Origin of the sequence: Shewanella sp. Scap07, from assembly GCF_013394145.1 — a bacterium.
In the GTDB taxonomy this organism is placed as follows: Bacteria; Pseudomonadota; Gammaproteobacteria; order Enterobacterales; family Shewanellaceae; genus Shewanella; species Shewanella waksmanii.
The window spans coordinates 1,066,392-1,084,561 of record NZ_CP041329.1 but is presented as its reverse complement, the minus strand read 5'-3'; the positions used below and the strand labels follow the sequence as shown (position 1 = coordinate 1,084,561).

Annotated in this window: 19 protein-coding genes; 5 read left to right on the top strand and 14 right to left on the bottom strand. The window is 46.1% G+C overall.

The genetic code is table 11. The features are described 5' to 3' along the window. Positions 1 to 23: 23 nt before the first annotated feature. A complete protein-coding gene (locus FLM48_RS04750; protein ID WP_179023811.1) occupies positions 24 to 806 on the bottom strand; it encodes a CLCA_X family protein in 783 nt (260 codons plus the stop codon). Positions 807 to 975: 169 nt separating this feature from the next. Here FLM48_RS04750 and FLM48_RS04745 point away from each other — a divergent pair, with 169 nt between their 5' ends. Continuing rightward, entirely contained in the window at positions 976 to 1,161 is a 186-nt protein-coding gene (locus tag FLM48_RS04745; protein ID WP_028773232.1) for a hypothetical protein, read from the top strand. A gap of 22 nt (positions 1,162 to 1,183) precedes the next feature. Here FLM48_RS04745 and FLM48_RS04740 read toward each other — a convergent pair whose 3' ends face one another. Both FLM48_RS04740 and FLM48_RS22840 read right to left on the bottom strand, forming a co-directional pair. Further along, a complete protein-coding gene (locus FLM48_RS04740) occupies positions 1,184 to 1,861 on the bottom strand; it encodes a DUF4124 domain-containing protein (RefSeq protein WP_179023809.1) in 678 nt (225 codons plus the stop codon). A gap of 219 nt (positions 1,862 to 2,080) precedes the next feature. Then, positions 2,081 to 2,611: a type II secretion system protein gene (locus tag FLM48_RS22840; protein ID WP_179023807.1), complete on the bottom strand. Its 531-nt coding sequence runs from the start codon at positions 2,609 to 2,611 to the stop codon at positions 2,081 to 2,083. A gap of 271 nt (positions 2,612 to 2,882) precedes the next feature. Between FLM48_RS22840 and pyrC the strand changes: the two genes are divergently transcribed. Then, positions 2,883 to 3,914 carry a dihydroorotase gene (gene pyrC / locus FLM48_RS04730; protein WP_028773231.1) on the top strand — a complete coding sequence of 344 codons (1,032 nt, stop codon included), beginning with the start codon at positions 2,883 to 2,885 and terminating at the stop codon, positions 3,912 to 3,914. 77 nt (positions 3,915 to 3,991) lie between these two features. On the opposite strand, the gene FLM48_RS04725 is transcribed toward pyrC, so the two are convergent. Then, positions 3,992 to 5,218 (bottom strand): threonine/serine exporter ThrE family protein, encoded by a 1,227-nt coding sequence (locus tag FLM48_RS04725; RefSeq protein WP_028773230.1) that lies wholly within the window; start codon positions 5,216 to 5,218, stop codon positions 3,992 to 3,994. A 138-nt stretch (positions 5,219 to 5,356) separates the two neighbouring features. Beyond that, positions 5,357 to 5,590 (bottom strand): hypothetical protein, encoded by a 234-nt coding sequence (locus FLM48_RS04720; RefSeq protein ID WP_028773229.1) that lies wholly within the window; start codon positions 5,588 to 5,590, stop codon positions 5,357 to 5,359. Between the two features lie 182 nt (positions 5,591 to 5,772). Here FLM48_RS04720 and FLM48_RS04715 point away from each other — a divergent pair, with 182 nt between their 5' ends. Next, a complete protein-coding gene (locus FLM48_RS04715; RefSeq protein WP_179023805.1) occupies positions 5,773 to 6,648 on the top strand; it encodes a LysR family transcriptional regulator in 876 nt (291 codons plus the stop codon). Positions 6,649 to 6,667: 19 nt separating this feature from the next. Here the strand turns inward: FLM48_RS04715 and FLM48_RS04710 are convergent, their stop codons facing one another. The 5 genes from FLM48_RS04710 to FLM48_RS04690 form a co-directional block, all read right to left on the bottom strand. Beyond that, positions 6,668 to 7,228, bottom strand: coding sequence for a cytochrome P460 family protein (locus FLM48_RS04710; RefSeq protein WP_179023803.1), 561 nt, complete (start codon positions 7,226 to 7,228; stop codon positions 6,668 to 6,670). 68 nt (positions 7,229 to 7,296) lie between these two features. Further along, a complete protein-coding gene (locus FLM48_RS04705) occupies positions 7,297 to 8,274 on the bottom strand; it encodes a linear amide C-N hydrolase (protein ID WP_179023801.1) in 978 nt (325 codons plus the stop codon). Positions 8,275 to 8,589: 315 nt separating this feature from the next. After that, entirely contained in the window at positions 8,590 to 9,729 is a 1,140-nt protein-coding gene (locus FLM48_RS04700) for a permease (RefSeq protein ID WP_179023799.1), read from the bottom strand. A 283-nt stretch (positions 9,730 to 10,012) separates the two neighbouring features. Further along, positions 10,013 to 10,312 carry a helix-turn-helix transcriptional regulator gene (locus tag FLM48_RS04695; protein WP_028773224.1) on the bottom strand — a complete coding sequence of 100 codons (300 nt, stop codon included), beginning with the start codon at positions 10,310 to 10,312 and terminating at the stop codon, positions 10,013 to 10,015. Between the two features lie 496 nt (positions 10,313 to 10,808). Continuing rightward, complete coding sequence (locus FLM48_RS04690) at positions 10,809 to 11,384, bottom strand: sigma-70 family RNA polymerase sigma factor (protein WP_179023797.1); 576 nt, start codon at positions 11,382 to 11,384, stop codon at positions 10,809 to 10,811. Between the two features lie 260 nt (positions 11,385 to 11,644). On the opposite strand from FLM48_RS04690, the gene ppiC reads away from it, so the two are divergent. Next, positions 11,645 to 11,923 carry a peptidylprolyl isomerase PpiC gene (gene ppiC, locus FLM48_RS04685; protein ID WP_028773222.1) on the top strand — a complete coding sequence of 93 codons (279 nt, stop codon included), beginning with the start codon at positions 11,645 to 11,647 and terminating at the stop codon, positions 11,921 to 11,923. Between the two features lie 77 nt (positions 11,924 to 12,000). Here ppiC and FLM48_RS04680 read toward each other — a convergent pair whose 3' ends face one another. The 3 genes from FLM48_RS04680 to rsgA all read right to left on the bottom strand — a co-directional run bounded on the left by FLM48_RS04680 (position 12,001) and on the right by rsgA (position 15,100). After that, positions 12,001 to 12,780 (bottom strand): alpha/beta fold hydrolase, encoded by a 780-nt coding sequence (locus tag FLM48_RS04680; RefSeq protein WP_179023795.1) that lies wholly within the window; start codon positions 12,778 to 12,780, stop codon positions 12,001 to 12,003. A 24-nt stretch (positions 12,781 to 12,804) separates the two neighbouring features. Beyond that, positions 12,805 to 13,812 carry a DUF2817 domain-containing protein gene (locus tag FLM48_RS04675; protein ID WP_028773221.1) on the bottom strand — a complete coding sequence of 336 codons (1,008 nt, stop codon included), beginning with the start codon at positions 13,810 to 13,812 and terminating at the stop codon, positions 12,805 to 12,807. 145 nt (positions 13,813 to 13,957) lie between these two features. Beyond that, positions 13,958 to 15,100, bottom strand: a complete 1,143-nt coding sequence (gene rsgA, locus FLM48_RS04670; RefSeq protein WP_179023793.1) for a ribosome small subunit-dependent GTPase A — start codon at positions 15,098 to 15,100, stop codon at positions 13,958 to 13,960. Positions 15,101 to 15,603: 503 nt separating this feature from the next. Between rsgA and FLM48_RS04665 the strand changes: the two genes are divergently transcribed. Then, positions 15,604 to 17,730 carry a GGDEF domain-containing phosphodiesterase gene (locus FLM48_RS04665; protein WP_179023791.1) on the top strand — a complete coding sequence of 709 codons (2,127 nt, stop codon included), beginning with the start codon at positions 15,604 to 15,606 and terminating at the stop codon, positions 17,728 to 17,730. Here the strand turns inward: FLM48_RS04665 and FLM48_RS04660 are convergent. After that, positions 17,727 to 18,092, bottom strand: a complete 366-nt coding sequence (locus tag FLM48_RS04660; RefSeq protein WP_179023789.1) for a DoxX family protein — start codon at positions 18,090 to 18,092, stop codon at positions 17,727 to 17,729. The two genes, FLM48_RS04665 and FLM48_RS04660, sit on opposite strands and share 4 nt — an antisense overlap. Positions 18,093 to 18,170 lie beyond the last annotated feature (78 nt).

Here is an 18,170-nt window from a genome sequence, read left to right as displayed (position 1 = left end):
GCCGCGCTAATTGATTGGCGCGGTTAACCCTCGCGCCCAAGGGCATCCCCTAAGGGTTCAAAATAAGCCAATAGTGCCGCAAAAATTTGCTGCCGATGCTGCGCGTCTGGGTAACCGCCCGCTGCCGCTAGATCAGATTTAAGGGTTTCGTTGACCAAGTAGGGGTTACGGATATCGCTGCAAGATTCAATACACGCTTCAAAGGCACGTGCCATCAACTCAGTGGGTTTAGAGAAATATTGCCGCGCATATTGCTTATCGAGCGCCACCGCCCGCGCTACATAGTCGTGGCCATCGTTACCATCGTCGGTTAATAAGGTCACCGCAAACAGCCTAGATAAACGCTGGTTGAGCTGATGGTCTATCAATGGCACATCGGCTAGCCAGGCATTACTGGCAAAGGAGATCGCGCCGGGTTTAACCCTAAAAGCCTTTGCAGCAATATAATGATCAAACGCATGCCAAAATTCATGGGCCAATGCCCCCGCGCCAGCATTTTTAGCTAATGCCAACTCACGATGGGCAGGCATATAGTGCGCCTGCACCCCCTGCTGTCCACCAGTACCAAATGCTAGGTTAAGTGTTTGCCGTAAGCCAATCGCTTTGGGTGGCAGTTTGAGCATGTAAGCTAAATCGGCAAGCGCATCAAAAATGAGATTGGCGGCTTTGTGTTTCTCTTGCTCTTCCACCCAACTGCCAATGCGGATTTGGTTTAAGTTAAAGGTATGCTTCACATCCACAAACGACACTTGTTCGCCGAACCGGTAGTCTGGCCCTTGGCGTTGGTACTGTTTTTGTTTTAACACGGCTTTTGCTCTACCACTGAGTGACTCAATTGTCGGTAATTGGACCTGGCTATTGTAACGGAAGTCGTCGCAATCACGTGATAAAAGTTTAGCAAAAGGTGTTCAACAATCATTCAGCTAGTGCTTGTTATTCTAGCCCCGCATTCACAAAACAGCAGGAGATAGCACAATGAAATTATCAACTTTATGGTTAGTTATTTTAGTAATGAGTACTGTAGTGGTTGCAGTTTCAGGTACTGTCTTTTGGCCAATGTTAGCCACCATGTTTGTTGCAATGAGCTTAGGTTTGTTGGTGATGTATAAGCTAGGTAAGGCAGCCGACAAACATTTTGTTGATTTTTGCTCACCGCACTAGCACGGCAAATAACTTGGCAAAATTAGCTGCTGTCGGTGGTGACAAGATGCACTGCAGCTAGCGCCTTTGCATAGGCGCTCGAACCGATATCATGACTCAAAATGGTAATATTGATTAGCAGATCCCCACTGACAATCGCACCGCCGGTAACATATGCAAATTGTTGCTGGCGAGTTCCCCCCATCCCTACTAGCTTGTTATCCACATAGTGGCTCAAACGCCCATTTCCAGCCAGCATCACAGGTTGAAAATCATCACTGCCCAATTTTACGCTTTGGCTTGGCTGCAAATACTGCAGATCCGTTTGCTGTTCTATTTGCGCTAATAACGCCATGGCATCTGATGTTTGCTGACGCTGAATAAAGGTCATGAGTAATCGGGTCGCTTGCCGACCAGTGCCAGCTTGCGCCTTAAAAGTGGATGCACCACCGCTCACTTGACGAGTCACCTGCCAATGACTGGGCAGCCCAATAAGATAATCGCTGCCTGCTGCGCTAATGCGGTGTAACTTCAATGCTGCAGGCGCATTTTGCAAGGTCACTTCGATTGATTCAGCTTGACTGGAATCGGGGCACGGTCGGTCCTGATAACTGATTTGTCCTGCCGCATTGACGCATTTATTGATGGCGGCATGACTTGGACTGAGGAGCAAAACTAGCGCTAGTGTTAGCTGAGATAAGCAAAGCTTAATGACTGACATGATTGGCCGCACTCCTTAAATTCGTAACATAGGATTACGCTTTAAGGTTAGCCCGTGGTGCAGGCTATCAGCACAGGACAATGTAACAAGTTACGTGAGTTGTTACATTGCCGCGATGACGACTTACAGGGCTATCTCAAATAGGAATAGGCCAAATAGAGCTAAGCTCAAACAGGTCAGCCAATACGGTTGGCAACGCTGAGCTTGATACCACGCAGATTAGCAACCGTCGGTTCGAATATCGATGGAGTATTCAGTATCTGATGGGTTTTGTGAACCGCCGGGCTCGTTGTAACGCACATAACAAGCATCGGCATCGTCGGGGATGTCGGTACCTGGGCTTAAGTTATAGCCCACTTGCAAGCGCGATGAGTTAGATGAGTCTGAACACGGATCGCCGTAACACACGTCAATACCTTCGCTGATATCGAGCATATCTAAAATATCTAAGCCATCTTCTGCCCACGCTTCAGGGTAGCCATATTTAAGCTCAAAAATACCGGCTGGGATCTCCACATAAGGTGGGTTACTGTCTGAGCTGCGCTCTTGATCCGCAGCATTATTGATTTTGGCCTTAAGATAGGTTTCATCGGCGGCAAATTTCATAGCAGCAGCTACGCCGTCAATCACGCTCACCTTGGCATCACTCGATAGATTAATAAACTTAGGTGCAGCAACAACGGCCAAAATACCGAGAATTACTATCACTACCACTAACTCAATTAAGGTAAATCCGCGAGGCTTATTCATATTGCTACCCATTAATCATTCAACGTTTGTCACTGCAGGTAAAACCGGCAAGTTTTGCTGTTAAGTTACAGAGAACACGTATTTTTATTGCTTAGCAATAGCGTAACATAATTTGCAACGTGAAAGACAAACCGTGGTGCTACTCCTACCAGCAACAGCCACGAACGATGAATATCAACCATTACTATGCAAGTTGATCTATGCTGATTATCGGTTTTCAGGCACAATATGCGCCATAATTTGGCCCGCTAATAACCGCTTAGGAACTCTAATGACGCAGATCACCCTACTTACCCCTGACGATTGGCACCTACATTTTCGCGATGGCGATATGTTACAAGAAACAGTGCCGGCCACTGCCCGCCTGTTTCAACGCGCAATCGTTATGCCTAACCTCCTGCCGCCAGTGACCAATGCGGCAATGGTCAATCAGTACCGTGAGCGTATTTTAGCGGCGCGTCCACAAGGCTCAACTTTTGAACCTTTGATGACAATCTTCTTAACCAACGACACCACTAAGCAAGATATTATTGATGCCAAAGCCGCGGGCGTTGTTGCCGCCAAGCTGTATCCTGCTGGCGCGACCACTAACTCTGATGCCGCGGTTAAAGCCTTAGATGCGCTGTTCCCAATTTTTGAAGTGATGGCTGAAGAAGGCATGTTGCTATTGGTGCACGGTGAAGTGACTGAATCGCACATCGATATTTTTGATCGCGAAGCCATTTTCATTGAGCGCAACCTCACTCGCATCGTTGCGGCCTTCCCGCAGCTTAAAGTGGTGTTTGAGCACATTACCACTAAAGATGCAGCTGAGTTTGTGGCAAGCGCCTCAGACAATGTGGCGGCCACCATTACCCCGCAGCACTTATTGCTTAACCGTAATGATTTATTAGTTGGCGGCGTGCGCCCGCATAACTTCTGCCTGCCTGTGCTAAAACGTAACATCCACCAGCAAGCACTTCGCGAAGCCGTGGCAACCGGTTCATCGAAGTTTTTCTTGGGTACCGATTCGGCGCCGCACGAAAAACATCGCAAAGAATCTGCCTGTGGCTGTGCAGGTTGTTACAGTGCCTGGAGTGCACTAGAGCTATACGCACAAGTCTTTGATGACCTAGGCGCGCTCGATAAGCTAGAAGGTTTTGCCAGTACCCATGGCCCAGATTTTTATGGATTACCACGTAACACCTCAACCGTGACCCTAGTGAAAGAGACCTGGACAGTACCCAGCGAGATTATTTTGCCAAATGGTAACCCGATTGTACCGTTCTTTGCGGGCGAAGAGGTTCACTGGAAAGTGAAATAATTACCGCCAGTAAATAACAACGGCCAAGGTGCGTGCACCTTGGCCGTTTTTTTATGCCTATTAAATTCGTGTGGTGTTTACAATGCCTTACGTGTGGGGACTATCACGTTAGCAAAAATCAATCCCGCCACCAGCGACATGAAGATAATAAACACCTCTGGGCCCATGTTTTGTGTATTGACCAGATCTTTACCGGAAATAAACGAATCTAACCCCATGTAGGTTTTCGAGCCGGGCACCAGCAAAATTAACGCATGCATGGCCACAATGCTGGACGGCTGATTGGCAATACGGCTGAAGATATTTGCAAACGCCCCAAGCGCGAATGCGCCCAAAAATGATCCCACGCCTTGGGTGACATATTGTGAGCTCCAAACCGTGACGCCAAAAGCAATAAACGCCCCTACAACCGCCCACGGGATATGTTTGATCCGAATCCGGAATATGGGCACTAAGGCTAAGCTTAAAAACAGAACCCCAAGCCAGCGCCCCCAATAGGGTAGTGACTCACCGGCTTGATAGACGTTCTCGCCAAATAACGCAAAGCCCAAGCTAATGCCTAGAAATGCGCCAAAGAACAACTTAAATAGCTGCATAATCGAGTCCATCACCCTAGCCGTGCCCGACACTAAATTGCGCGATGACAGCTCAGACAAGCCAATGGTAAGCGATAAACCGGGGATCAAAATAATGATTGATGACAGCACAATAATGGGGATATTAATACCTGGGTCGAGATAATAGCCGATAGCACAGGCAATTAAACCCGACACAAATGCCGTGACCGGTTCTAACATCGCTAAATATCGATCAGATTGCAGCGACCCCAAAATACCGATGTAAGTGAGTGCGCCTAACAAACTGGACCAGACAATCTCTGACACGCTGGCGCCCATTAACATGGCAAACGCGCCCGATGCCAAACAATACGCCAATAAGGTGAGCACTTTACCGTAAGGCGGCTGCATCATGTCGATTTCATCAAGGCGTTGATCGGCGGCCGCCAAGCTGATTTCGCCCGCTAATAATGCCGCTGCAACTTCATCGGTCAGCGACAATGCTGCCATATCGATCTCGCCCGGCTGCATCCGTACCGCATGGTGATATTCATCTTCTTGATCGCTAGTACGCAACATGAAAATGATTGACGTGGGTGTTGAGATAAACGACGAATTGAGCCCAAAATGATTAGCAACCTCAATCAGGTAAGACTCTAATCGAAATGATGGGCTACCGTATTTGTGCAGCATCTTGCCCAACTTAACGATAAAACGCCGATAAGCTTTAAACGCTTGCGGATCCATGTGGTGTTTCCTCAATCCTGCATTGCCAATCAATATTGCACTGCTGACGTACTATAGGCTAATAAGCTAACGCGAAAAGCAGCTTCTGTGCAAAAATACTTGTCCATTAATCAATGAAATTCAATATCTAAGCCAAATTTAGTACAGCTCTGCCCCATCGTGTGGGTCAAGTGCATCTTCTAGGATGATTCTATCTTCAATGTCACGCCGAATAAGCTCATCTTTCATACGCTGACAAGCAAAGTCACAACCTAAGTGTTGATTGTGTACCCGATGAGTCACGCTAGAGCCAGTGTCACTTCGTTGGGCGCAACCGCTAGTCATCGCCAAAACGGTGGCAACGAGTGCCAATAGGATTAACTTTTGCATCATAAACCTCGCAGTTTGGTCATTACCAATGATGGAACGTCTGCGAGTATTATCTATTCAAGTCGCGCTATTACTAAGGCAGCTACTATTCACAATTTAAATAGTTTGTTGCATTTACAGCGATTCATATTAAATTATTGCTTAGGTGGCTTAATTGAGTCATTGCAACCAAAGAGAGCAGCAAAATGTTAATGACGACCGAGCGATTACGCTACCTAGTTGAAGTCGCCAATAGTGGCTCATTTTCCGCAGCAGGACGCAATCTAGGTGTCAGTGCCTCTGCGGTCAATCAGATGATCAACAATATGGAAATTGATTTAGATCTGAGCCTGTTTGATCGAGTTGCAGGCAAAACGCCGATACTGACCGCTGCGGGCAAAGCTATCTACTTTCAAGCACAAGAGCTGCTGCCTCGTCTCAATGCTATTGAACTTAAAGCACAATCATTAAAACAAGGCGTTGAACCTAGCCTCACCATTGCCTTGCACGGCTTGACCTTCTTTCCGCGATTTCAGCAAGTACTGCATCAACTTAGTGAAGCTTACCCTGAGCTACAGATAAACCTGGTGGATAGTGAAGTGGCAAGCCTGCAGCCCAATCCCGAACAGAAGTTAGCTGACATTACCATCGCCCCGGCTAACCTTGAGCCTAAACGGGGTGTGGAATCAAAAATTATCGACAAGATCAATTGGTGCTTTGTGGCCGCCCCAACCCACCCATTGGCAAAACGTCGCGGCGAGCTTTCGAGCGCCGATTTGAGCCAATACCAACAATTGCTACCCAGTGAAGGCAATATTGCCACACCTGAGTTAATAGAATCGCTGCGTTACAGCCCCAAAGTGGTCAGTTGCGACCGCCTGTATCAAATCACTGAGCTAGCCTGCTCAGGAATGGGGTTCGCGTTATATCCACAAAAACTGCTACACAGCGAATTACGCCAACGTTTAGTTGAGCTGCAAGTCGATTTTGTCGAGGGGGCACTCGAATGGCCCGTTGAGATCTGCTGGACCCAATCTTTAGGGGTGGCTGGTAACTGGCTGGTCGATGAGTTAACCGAGTAAACCTAACCACCCGCCCTACTTAGCGTTGCATCAACGGATAAATATCTGTGTACAACCAGTCAGTATTTTTGCGTGGCATATGGCAACCTTGGCAATAATTTCTATCGTCATTGGTGTTGCGGCTTAGATCTTTGGGGTCTGTAAACTGCGCCCAGCCCCACCCTTCACCCCATACGGCTTTATTGGCAGTATTTTGAAAGCGGCCAACACGGTCTTTAATCATCACAAACTCAATATCACGATCTGTTTGATGCTGCACATCGCCTGACAACAGTGACTTTTTGTCTGATACAAATTTGATTGATTTGACAATCATGGTGCCATCGGGCCATTGCCCAGTTTGCCTATATTCCTGCAACGCCGATTTTTGTACATAGGTGGCATTGATATTAAGCAAGGTTTGCGTTTGCGGGTCGGCAACGGTGTTACTGCCAACGTGGACAAAGTCCTGCATTAAATAATCGCTAGGTAGGCTAATGTTGCCCTGCGTATCGACAAAGGTTTGATAGGTCTGTTGATGATCAACCGCGCTGGCATAAGTACTGGCTAACAATAAGCCTAAGATCATTAGTTTTTTCATGTTGCACTCTCTCATGATTGAGTAATAAAAAGCACCGCCTTAGGCGGTGCTTTACTGACTATGGCTGCCTACTTGTTAGCAGGGTGAGCACCCAGTACAACTCGCTTGGCTTCGTCGTTGTTGAACATATCGAAGCTATAGTGCTCGACAGCCCAGGTGTCGTAGCGATCGAATGTCCAAGTTTTTGCATCACGGTCGGTGTAGTTGGTCCACAATGTTGGGAAGACATCGTTAACCGATTTATCAATTTGGTCGTAGCCTGCAAATGCGGTCGCACCTACAGCTTTCATTGAATTTTGTGCTTTAGTCGCATCAGTCACATTGCGCTCATACATGTCAGCAATCACTGATTTGGCACGTAGGCGACGGTCTGATGGCAAGATAGTCGACCCCGCCTCAGCTTGTTGCTCGTCCAACGCTAAGTGCTCATCAAATGCTGGGTCATTGCTCATGTAAGCTGAACCTGAACCCGTGTAGATCTTCATTTCACCTTTGATGAACTCAACAACCGCAGTGTTACCTTGCGCATCGGCAAACTGGTAGTGTACTGGTGGGTAAATGCATTCACCTTCATGATTTGGTAAGTCACATACCGCTGTGGGTAGCACATCTACACTTTGCAGGGCGCTAACGACTTCAGTCACTGAGCTGAAGTTATCAACTGCCCAAGTAGGCACCATGCCTGCGTCAACATTTTTAGTGTCAGCTCGGTCTTGCGCAAACTCAGTACCTGCGCCAGTGCCAAGATACAAAATGCGTGCTTCTAGGCCTTGCTCGTTCATGGCTTCAGCGACGATGCCTGGGTTGAAAGATTCGATTTTAAGCGCAGCAAACTTACTGCGAGTCGCTACGCCGTCAGTGGCGCTGTATTGGGTGTCGATACCAGCACCTGTGCCGACAACAACCGCTTGGTCATGACCAAACCAATCCATTGTGCGCATGGTTAGCTGCGCTTCACCATTGTTGTAAACTGCGGTGGTACAAGCATTGGCGATGCCAACAGTAGCGGTAGTAGCAAGTGCGATAGCAAGTAGTGTCTTTTTCATAGTGTTGTCCTCAATGTGATTGTTTGCCTCGTTGGCTTGGTTGAATTATTGCCGAATTGACTATGTGAGGTACAATTAACACCTATTAGCTTTGCTTACAGGCTGACTGATAACATGAAGCACTAACATGAAGTGCTAAGATGAAACACTAAGATGAAGTGCTGAGATTGAGTGTTGAGATGAACGACTAAGATGAAGCACTAGAATGAAGTGCTGGTAGGAAACGGCGAAGCAGTGCTACAAGCCAATGCTAAAAATGTAAAAAGCGCCTGTGTTACCACAGACGCTTTACGTTTACGCTAACTAAGCGGCTAATTAGCTAAACAACCATTGATACATAAACCCGGCGCCAATGGCCATGGTTAATATGACGCTAACAAAGGCAATGATCATTTGATTCTTGAAAATCGATTTCAATAGAATCACTTCAGTCAAACTTGCCCCTGCACTGCCAATAATCAATGCCATAACTGAACCCAGCGCCATGCCCTTTTTCACTAAAGCAGCACTCAATGGAATCACTGCTTCTGCACGAATATACAGCGGAATACCGATAACGGCTGCAACAGGAATCGCATACCATAGGCCATCACCCGCATATTTTACGATTAACTCGGTTGGCATAAAGCCATAAATAAATGAGCCTAACGTAATACCAAGCAATAAGTACGGCAGCACCTGTTTAAAATCTTTCCAGGTTGAATGCCATAACGCCAGCCACTTATTCGGTGTAGCCTTTGGTGCATCTTCACTGCCACAACATGATTGTGCGGCCTGTGGCTTAGCGTCTTCAGCGGCGCAATTCGTTGCCGTAGGTGTCGATTTAGCTGAATCACCACAGCAGCTTTCTGCAACCGATGCCGACAGCGGAGCCTTGGCCGAATCACCACAGCTGCTTACCTTTGGCTGTGGTTCACCACAACACGCAGTGGAAGCAACAGCTTTTGCCTTAGGTTCGCCACAGCCAGTACTAGCGCTACAACCACTCACACCCGCTGCTTCATACGCTTCTGGTTTGACATAACGTTCAAAGCCCAGTTTTTCCAGTGCCCAACCAGCAATAATTGACACAACCAAGGCTACAGCAAAATAAAATAGTGCTACCTGCCAGCCAAACGTCACGACAAACAAGCCAATAATAATGGGGTTAAGTAGTGGGCTTGAGAACAAGAACACCATCATAGGACCAAACCCAGCTTTGGCTCGCAGTAATCCTTTTAAGAAAGGGATTGTTGAGCAAGAACAAAACGGTGTAATTGAACCTAATAAAGCCGCAATCACATACCCTTTGCCATTTTTTGAACTTAAAATGGTTTGAATTTTCTCAGGCGTAATGTACATCTGTAGTACGCCCACTAAATAGCTAATCGCTAAAAATAGCAGTGTTAGCTCTACCGCTAAAAACACAAACATATCTGCGGCCTCGTAGGCCATGGCTAATGTTTCAGGACTCATTACTTTTCCCACCTTGATCTGACTTAGTACGGTTTATCGACTTATTTCGATATTTGTCGAAATAATACTCCTGAAAAATATCAAGTCAACCCATAATTCCAGAATTATGGAAATATTTATTAAAAAATCTAATATGCATTGATGGCGGCGATAAAAGAACAACCTAATGCTTTGATATGGTTAAATTATTTTGTTTTTACTGCGAAAAGAAGTGTAACGAAGTGATGTTTGGTGCCCGTATATCACACCAAACAAGTTAGCATAGTTCAACTTTAACAAAGGGTTAGTTGCAGTTTTGCTCATCAAAACAACACTCATCCTGTAAGAAGCCGATCACTTGCTCTAGGTTGTCGAACTCACCAACACAATATAAGGTTCGTCCCTCTCGACGCTGCGATAATAATCCAGCCGACATTAAACTGGCGATATGGTGAGAGAGTGTCGAAGCAGGAATAGACAGTTGCTGCTGTATATCACCAACTGCCACACCTTGATATCCAGCACGAACAACGCGCTTATAAATCCCTAAGCGGGTGGGATGACCTAACTCTTTGAGGGCCTTGGCAACAACTTCAATATCCATTGTTATAACTCAACTGTATTAGCAATATTTCGATAATAATAGAATTAATTGTTAAACAAAACAACCCACAATAGCGTTAAGCCATTGTGGGTTGCCGTATGACCGCTCAATGAGCAGTAAATGGGGAATTATCGATTATGGTTATGCACAGCACTTGGCCTGTTCGGGACAACAGCCATCGGTGCAGCAATCATCATTAGCACAGCACTGTTGATCACAGCAGTCAGGCTGACAGCATTCGGGTGTGCAGCACTGTTGGTCCGTGCAACAATCTGCCTGACAACAATTATCTGTGTCACAACAGTTAGACGTGCAGCAACTGTTGCTACTTGGCTGTTTATCTGTGGTAGCTGCGCAGCAAGCTGCATTGTCTGTGTAGTTTTTGGCGTTGGTTGGTTGCATAGGTCTCTCTTAATTAAGTTAGCTCAATAGCATGGTGAGTCTTACTTAGATAGACGAAGCACAACCAAAAAAGATGCAAATAATTGCCGCTAATTTAACACCCCTTGCAATTTGCCTGCTCAGTATCAAAGTCATCAATGCGGCCACTTTTGTTAACTACTGGGGCGCAGCAACCTTGAATACTGCTTGCCAGCAATTGGCGTCCACGACGTACTCGAGATTTGACTGCCGGTAAACTGAGATTAAGCTGGTCCGCCACAGCTTGATGTTTGAACCCTTCCAACTCACTTAGCAGTAGCACGTGTTGATACTTATCATCTAAGGTCATGATCATCGGTCGCATGCACTCACTCATATCGCGAAAAGCATCACTTTTCTCGACCTCTTGCAGTAGATCTTCGGGCAAGGCCTCGTTGGGCTTGCGCGTGCGGTAATAGTCAATAATCGCGTTTTTAGTCACTTGGTATAGCCAAGCAATGGGCGAGTTGGGCGGAGTCTGCTGTTGTAGCAGCTTAACGAAAACACCACTGAGAATATCTTGTGCATCATCTCGGTGGCCAATCTTTTTAATGATGTAAGCGAGCAATTCTTGCTGGTACTGTTTAAACGCCGTCGATGCGACTTGCTGCATAGCATAACCTCTTGGGTAAATACACGTGGGCTTATTCATACGCCCGGTCATTGCAGGCATTAGCCATAGTTAGTGCTAATGACGATCCACTCGCCAAAAAGATGCAAACTAGGTAATTATTTTTGCAGTTTAATCAATATTAGCCATTTATGCAGAGGTTAGTGACTGCTAATTGACTACCAATTAAACCTTTCGCTTATTCCACCCTAATGAAAATCCCCACCTACATCGCAGTGGTCAGCTTTTTACTGATATAATTAGCGGATCACTCACTATCGCTCAATACGGCTTTCACTATTATGGCAAGAACCGCTGCAGCATTGCATATATTGGTTAAACACAAAGAACTCGCAGAAGAGATCATTCAAAAACTCAATAAAGGCGCTAAGTTTGATGTGCTTGCCAAAAAGCACTCTAGCTGCCCGTCGGGCAAAAAAGGCGGTAGCCTAGGTGAGTTTAAAAAGGGCCAAATGGTACCGGCGTTTGATAAAGTTTGCTTTACCGGTGAGCTAATTACCCCACACCTAGTAAAGACCAAATTTGGCTGGCATGTGGTCAAGGTGCTGTACCGCACTTAAACTAGCGCCATATTTATCAGCCTTAGCAATCTGTATATCTAGACTTTTTAGCAAAAATAAACAGAACATCGGCAGGATTATTGATACTGCAGGAGTTTTCGTAGCAGTATTTGCGGCTGATCTAAACTGATGTCATGGCCACAGCAGTCAATCTTTACTAGCTCGGTTTGGTAAAATTGGGCTAAGGCAGCACTGCAACTGGGCATCACCAAAGCATCTTGGTTAGCCACCATCACATAGATTGGGCAAGAAAGTGCGCTGGGGGCATTAAATTTAGCGCAGGCGATTATCTGCCTGACACCATTAAAAAAGTGGCAATGTCGCTCGGTCCGCCACTGTGACCATTGCTGAATATAATCTATTTGATTCGCCGCTTTTAGACTGGTCAGTGCCAACACTAATCGCTCTACTGGGCTGGCCTTTTTTGCACTCCCTCTAGCGTTAAGCTGTTGTATTACATGTCGCCAACACTGGGCTGCGCCAATAGCGATTAGCCGATCGAGCCGAAAGCGTTGATACCAGCCGGAGAGATTAGCAGCGCTGCTATTAAGCAGCACAACCTGCTTTATCATCTGTGGTTGCTGCTTGGCTAAACGCAGTGCAATCATCCCTCCCATTGATAGACCCACTATGGTCAGCTGAGGCACACTTTGACCTTGAAAGTGCGCCTGTATTTGCCGGGCAACTTGCTCGGCGTATTCATCAATATTCAAGGGGCTGCGCTGCCGGTAATAGTGGCCGTTACCCAGCACGTCGACACTCAAAACCTGACAACCTGCATCAATAAGCCGCTGCTCAAAACCATGCCAATGACGTTGGTCTCGCATTAGGCCGCGCAGCAACACCACTTGCATCATTGTAGCTCCTAAGCACTGAGTGAATTAACGGTACCACACCCGCTGCGCATCATGATTAAGTGCCATAACTGATTGCGCAGGTAGCTTTTCCAATACGTTAGCATATGCCGACTCCATCAAGAACTGCATCAAAATCAAGTGCCGACGCAAAATACGGTCATGACGATGGGGCTTTTGTGGATTGAAATAGCCAGGGAAATTGAAAATTTGCCGTGGATTTTTGCGCACCCACGCCCACGAGCCCATCTCTAAAGTTAACGGAATAAACAAGCTATCGCTGCTGTTAGCAACACTCAGGTAGTCCCAGATGTCACCATGGGTTTGATAAAAGTGATTTTGCGGCGCAAAACGATAGTAGCCGTGGTGCGGGTAACCTTTGTCAAACAGCTGCTTTAGATGGTAGATATAACCGGCATTCTCAAAGGGTTGCTTTGAATGCGCATAGGGAAACCAGATGTGATCAACCATGCCAAAGCCAGAATGCACATCTAAACACACTAAACTACTACTGCTCTGTTGTAGGGTTTGCACATAATCGATAACCGCTTGAGTTTCCGCCTCCACTTTTGTGCCACGGTACCAAGGCAGTTTGGGGGAAAATGTCTGCCCACCCACCATGAAAGTCACTGGTTGTTCAGAGTCTATGGGGGCGTTGCGCATTAAGTCGACATTATTGCCATTACCACGGCTGCCACGCAAAAAACCCACCGGATTAACCACAGGTAGAAAAGCAATTCTGACATGGCGTAATAGCTGTTGTAGATGTGTATCCCAAGGCAGTCTATTAAGTAAATTATTGAGAAAAGCCAACACCACTTGCGCGCCGATTCGCTCAACGCCATGCACCCCACCGACAAATAGCACTGTAGGGCAATGATGTTGATTGCCTAGCTCTATGGCCGTTAAAGACAAAGGCGTGCCGCGGTAATGCAGATCCAATAAAGACTGATGCCTGAAGTGGTTTTGATGCTTAGCCACTAAACGTTTTAGCGTATCGATCTCAAATGCATGTTCAAACGAAAACTTAGCCATTATTCTCAAGACTTTATCGCCACTTTGACAATAAATCTAACTGTTCAATGAGACAGATAAATGACAGTCCAAGAGAAAATTAGCCCCACAAGTTTAAACTTGTGGGGCTATAAAGTTGACGATAATTTGAACCCGCTAAGCGGCGTTAACCGCGTTTATGACTGCGCGCATCATCTTGAACACGGCGGTACATCTTACTTAAGCTTTTACCATGGGCACGTTTTTGCGCGATTGTGGCACCGTTAAGCGCTTGCTCTCGCAAAAGCTTTTGATAACTCACCAACCGGCGCTCATCTATTTGCCCTTGTACTATTGCCTGTTGCACGGCGCAACCGGGCTCGTTGTGGTGGCTGCAATCAGCAAAGCGGCACTGCTGAGCTAACGCCGTGATATCTGCAAAAGTATGGTTCACGCCCTGTTCACAGTCTGCCAGCTGCAACTCGCGCATCCCTGGGGTGTCGATAAGTAACCCGCCCCCTGCGGTAAAGTGTAGCGATCTACCGGTGGTGGTATGGCGGCCTTTCGCGTCATCTTCTCGAATCCCTGAGGTTTGTTGCGATGGTTTCACAAGCAAACTGTTAACTAAGGTCGACTTACCCACACCCGAAGAGCCAATTAACGCAACCGTTTTACCCCGGCTTGCATAACTGGCAAGTACAGCAACGCTTGCACTATCAAGACCATTAACCGTTTCAATAAGCAATTGACTATCGAGCTGCCTTAACTGAGTGATGTAGGCTTGCGTGTCGGCACATAAGTCTTGTTTTGTCAGCACTACCACAGGGGTAACGCCCGCCTCATTGACCAGTGCCAAATAGCGCTCAATACGGTTAAGATTAAAGTCTTGGTTGAGTGACGAGACAATAAACACCCAGTCAACATTGGCGGCAATCAATTGCTGCGCAATTTTACTGCCTGCGGCCTTACGGCTAAACAATGATTGTCGCTCAAACAGCTGTAAGAACTGCTGTTCAGAATCAAGCATCACCCAGTCACCAACCGTCATTGCAGGCAGTTGAGGATGCATGTTTAGCTTGTGCTCGCCTTGGGGAGATAACAGCTGGTAGTGTTGGCGATGATGACTAGTCACTCTGGCCAAAATACCGGTCTGAGTATCAATGCTGTTGTTTAGCTCTATCTCGGCAAGCTGAGTTTGCAACGCGCTATTCCAGCCCAATTGCTGCAATGTCAAAGCGGCACTACTTGCAGATGCTGATGTTGTTGTGGTTTTCGTTACGGTTGTTGTTTTGTTCGCGCGAATTGACGCGAAACGATCGAATTTTGTCATGGTGACCCCAGCGCAAAGCGCCTGAATATTACATTCTGGGATACTTAAATTAGGTAAGTTCCCCGGTATTAGTTATCTCAATGACCGGGCAATATGCAGCAGTTAACGACTTTGTCGACAGGACAAAACCGTGTCAATTAACGTGCGTTTGTTGCCCAGTTAAGGCTAACAACAATCATCAAATCTCCTTAATTACTTATATCAGTAAATATCATTTAGCTTAAGTTGGCGAATTTAGCAGCATACTTAGCCAATGGCTAGTCAAATTAGAAACTGCGCTAAGCCTTTATGTAAACTATGTATATTCAGTCACACTTTGAAGCTTCCGCCCCAAAGCAGCAGCTACCGCTAAACATGAAGTTGCAAACAATATTTTCCACTAAGTAAAGCGAAAAGCGCAACCATAAACTAAACTCAATAATACTGTTTGATGTCATTTCAGCACGGACGCCACTGGACTTGTGTGAGCACCCAAGAGTTTTGCAGCTAAAGGATTAGTGACAATGAGAATAATCAGACCTACCCAGCCCCCAATCACAGAATTTAACGGCATTTTGGAGCTGTTCCCCTACCCGGCTGCAATTTTAGATCTCTATGGCGTGATTGTGATGACCAATCAAAAATGGCAACAATTTGCCTGCCTTAAAGGCTTACAAGTTTCACAGTGGGTAGGCGCTAATTACTTAAACCTATTAAAACAGCAAGACAAAAACGCCGCTATTCTCCCCCAAGATGCTCACCTGCAGTTGGATCAAGTCATTGAACAAAAAGTGGATATGACGAAATACAGTTATACCTGTAAAAACAATGGCTGTGGCCACTTTTACGAAATGGTCACTAAGCGTTTTCAGTGTGAATGTCATGACTACTTGATTGTCAGTCACCAACAAAAGGAAAACCGCGACGAGTTAATCAATAGCCAACAAAGGTTAGCTATTGCCGCTGATGCGGCGCAGATTGGTATTTGGGATTACGATTTAAAACATGATCTATTGATTTGGGATGAATGGCTGTATCGAATATATGGTATCGATTCTTCTACCACCCAAGCAGTGTATGAAACCTGGGAAAATGGCGTTCACCCTGAGGATCTGCCACAAGCGATACAAGATTTCCAACGGGCAATCACCACCGGTGAGAACTTTAATAGCCAATTTAGGATTATTCGCGGTGATGGTGAAATCCGCCATATAGAAGCTTCGGCCAAAGTGATTAAAGATAACCAAGGTAAATCAACCCGCATTATTGGATCCAATATCGATATCACCGATAGAGTCGCTTCAAATCACACAATTGAGCAGCTGTCCCACTATGACCCACTGACGAAGTTACCGAATCGACAATCATTGGAGCAAAAATTACTCCGCGGTTTTACTAGCCTAGATAAACCCGGCTTTTTTGCCGCTCTACTACTGATTGATATAGACCATTTTAAAGAGGTGAATGATATTCATGGTCACCCTGTTGGTGATCAGGTGCTCATCAGCGTCGCAAAGCGCTTAAAAGCTAACATTGGCAGCGAAGACTATATTTGCCGCTTTAGCGCCGACGAATTTGTGATTTTTGTGCCGCACATCTCCGATAGTATCAACACCACCAAGCAATATTCACAAGTCTTTGCAGACAACATTCAGCACAGTTTTAGGCAGTCACTACTGACAAATCAGGGGCGCTTTAAGCTGACCTTAAGTATCGGCGTCACTTTATTTAACGAAGCACGCTCCAACACTGACGAACTGCTACAGCAAGCAGATTTAGCTTTATATCAAGCCAAGAAAAATGGCCGCAATAGTGTCAGTTTTTTCGCCGAGACCATGTTAGATTGCATGCTGGAAAAGAAACAGATGATGAGTGATCTGGAATATGCTTGTCGGCATCATCAATTTGAACTGCACTATCAAGGGCAGTTTTCGCAGCAACACGGGTTAATTGGCGCTGAAACACTGCTGCGCTGGCACCACAAATCAAAAGGGATGATTTCACCAGACCAGTTCGTTCCTTTACTCGAAGAGTCCGGATTAATTGTCCCAACAGGAAAGTGGATACTCGAACAAGCCTGTCTGCAACTCGGAGACTGGGCAAAAGATGACAAATTTAAAAACCTCACCTTGTCTGTCAACGTGAGCGCGGTGCAGTTACTTGATGATCAATTCTGCCGAGATGTAAAACGACTGCTAGCCCTATATCATGCCCCCGCAGACAAACTTAAGCTGGAGATCACCGAAGGAATATTCATTGAAAATATCCAAGCAACCATTGCCATCATGGCGGAGTTGGCCGAGATTGGTGTCACCTTTTCACTAGACGACTTCGGTACGGGTTTCTCTAGCCTAAGCTATTTAAAAAGCTTGCCATTGTCGCAACTAAAAATAGATAAATCTTTTGTCACGGATATCTTGCACGATGACAACGATGTGGCCATCGCTGCAACCATTGTAACCTTGGCTAAGAGCTTAGGGCTTAACGTCATTGCAGAAGGCGTTGAGCTAGAACAGCAACAAGCGGTGCTGAAAAAAATTGGTTGTGAATGCTATCAAGGCTTCCTGTATCACAAGCCGTGTAGAATTGACGAGTTTAAGCAGCTCGTCAATCATTCTCTCCCTGCTGAGCCACATATGCAGCGCGCTTAAAACAGCGCCAGTGATTCGTTGAGCGCGAGTAGTGTAACAGACAGGCTTAAGGTCACTATTGCTGCAATGGCATTCTTGGCACTGTCATAGCGCAAGTGACACGCTATCGCCCCAGCTGAGACTGTCGCTATCACCATCGCGCTTATAACGGCAATGATTGTTTGCGGCCACCACAAACCCAGTGCCGCAAGCATTTCAATCACCCCCACTAACCCCATGAATTGTCTATTAAAGCCATAACTTTTGAAAAATGCTAACTGGGTTTCAAATATCAACTTTTGCCAGCCAAACACTTTAACCGAACCGGCAAATACGAAGAAAACACTTAATAAACTACTAAGCACTAATGCGACAGGTGTCATTGGATAACTCCCACTACTGATGAATTTGAACTCATTATAATCAAGACTTTTTGTCGCAAATACAGGGTTAATAGACTA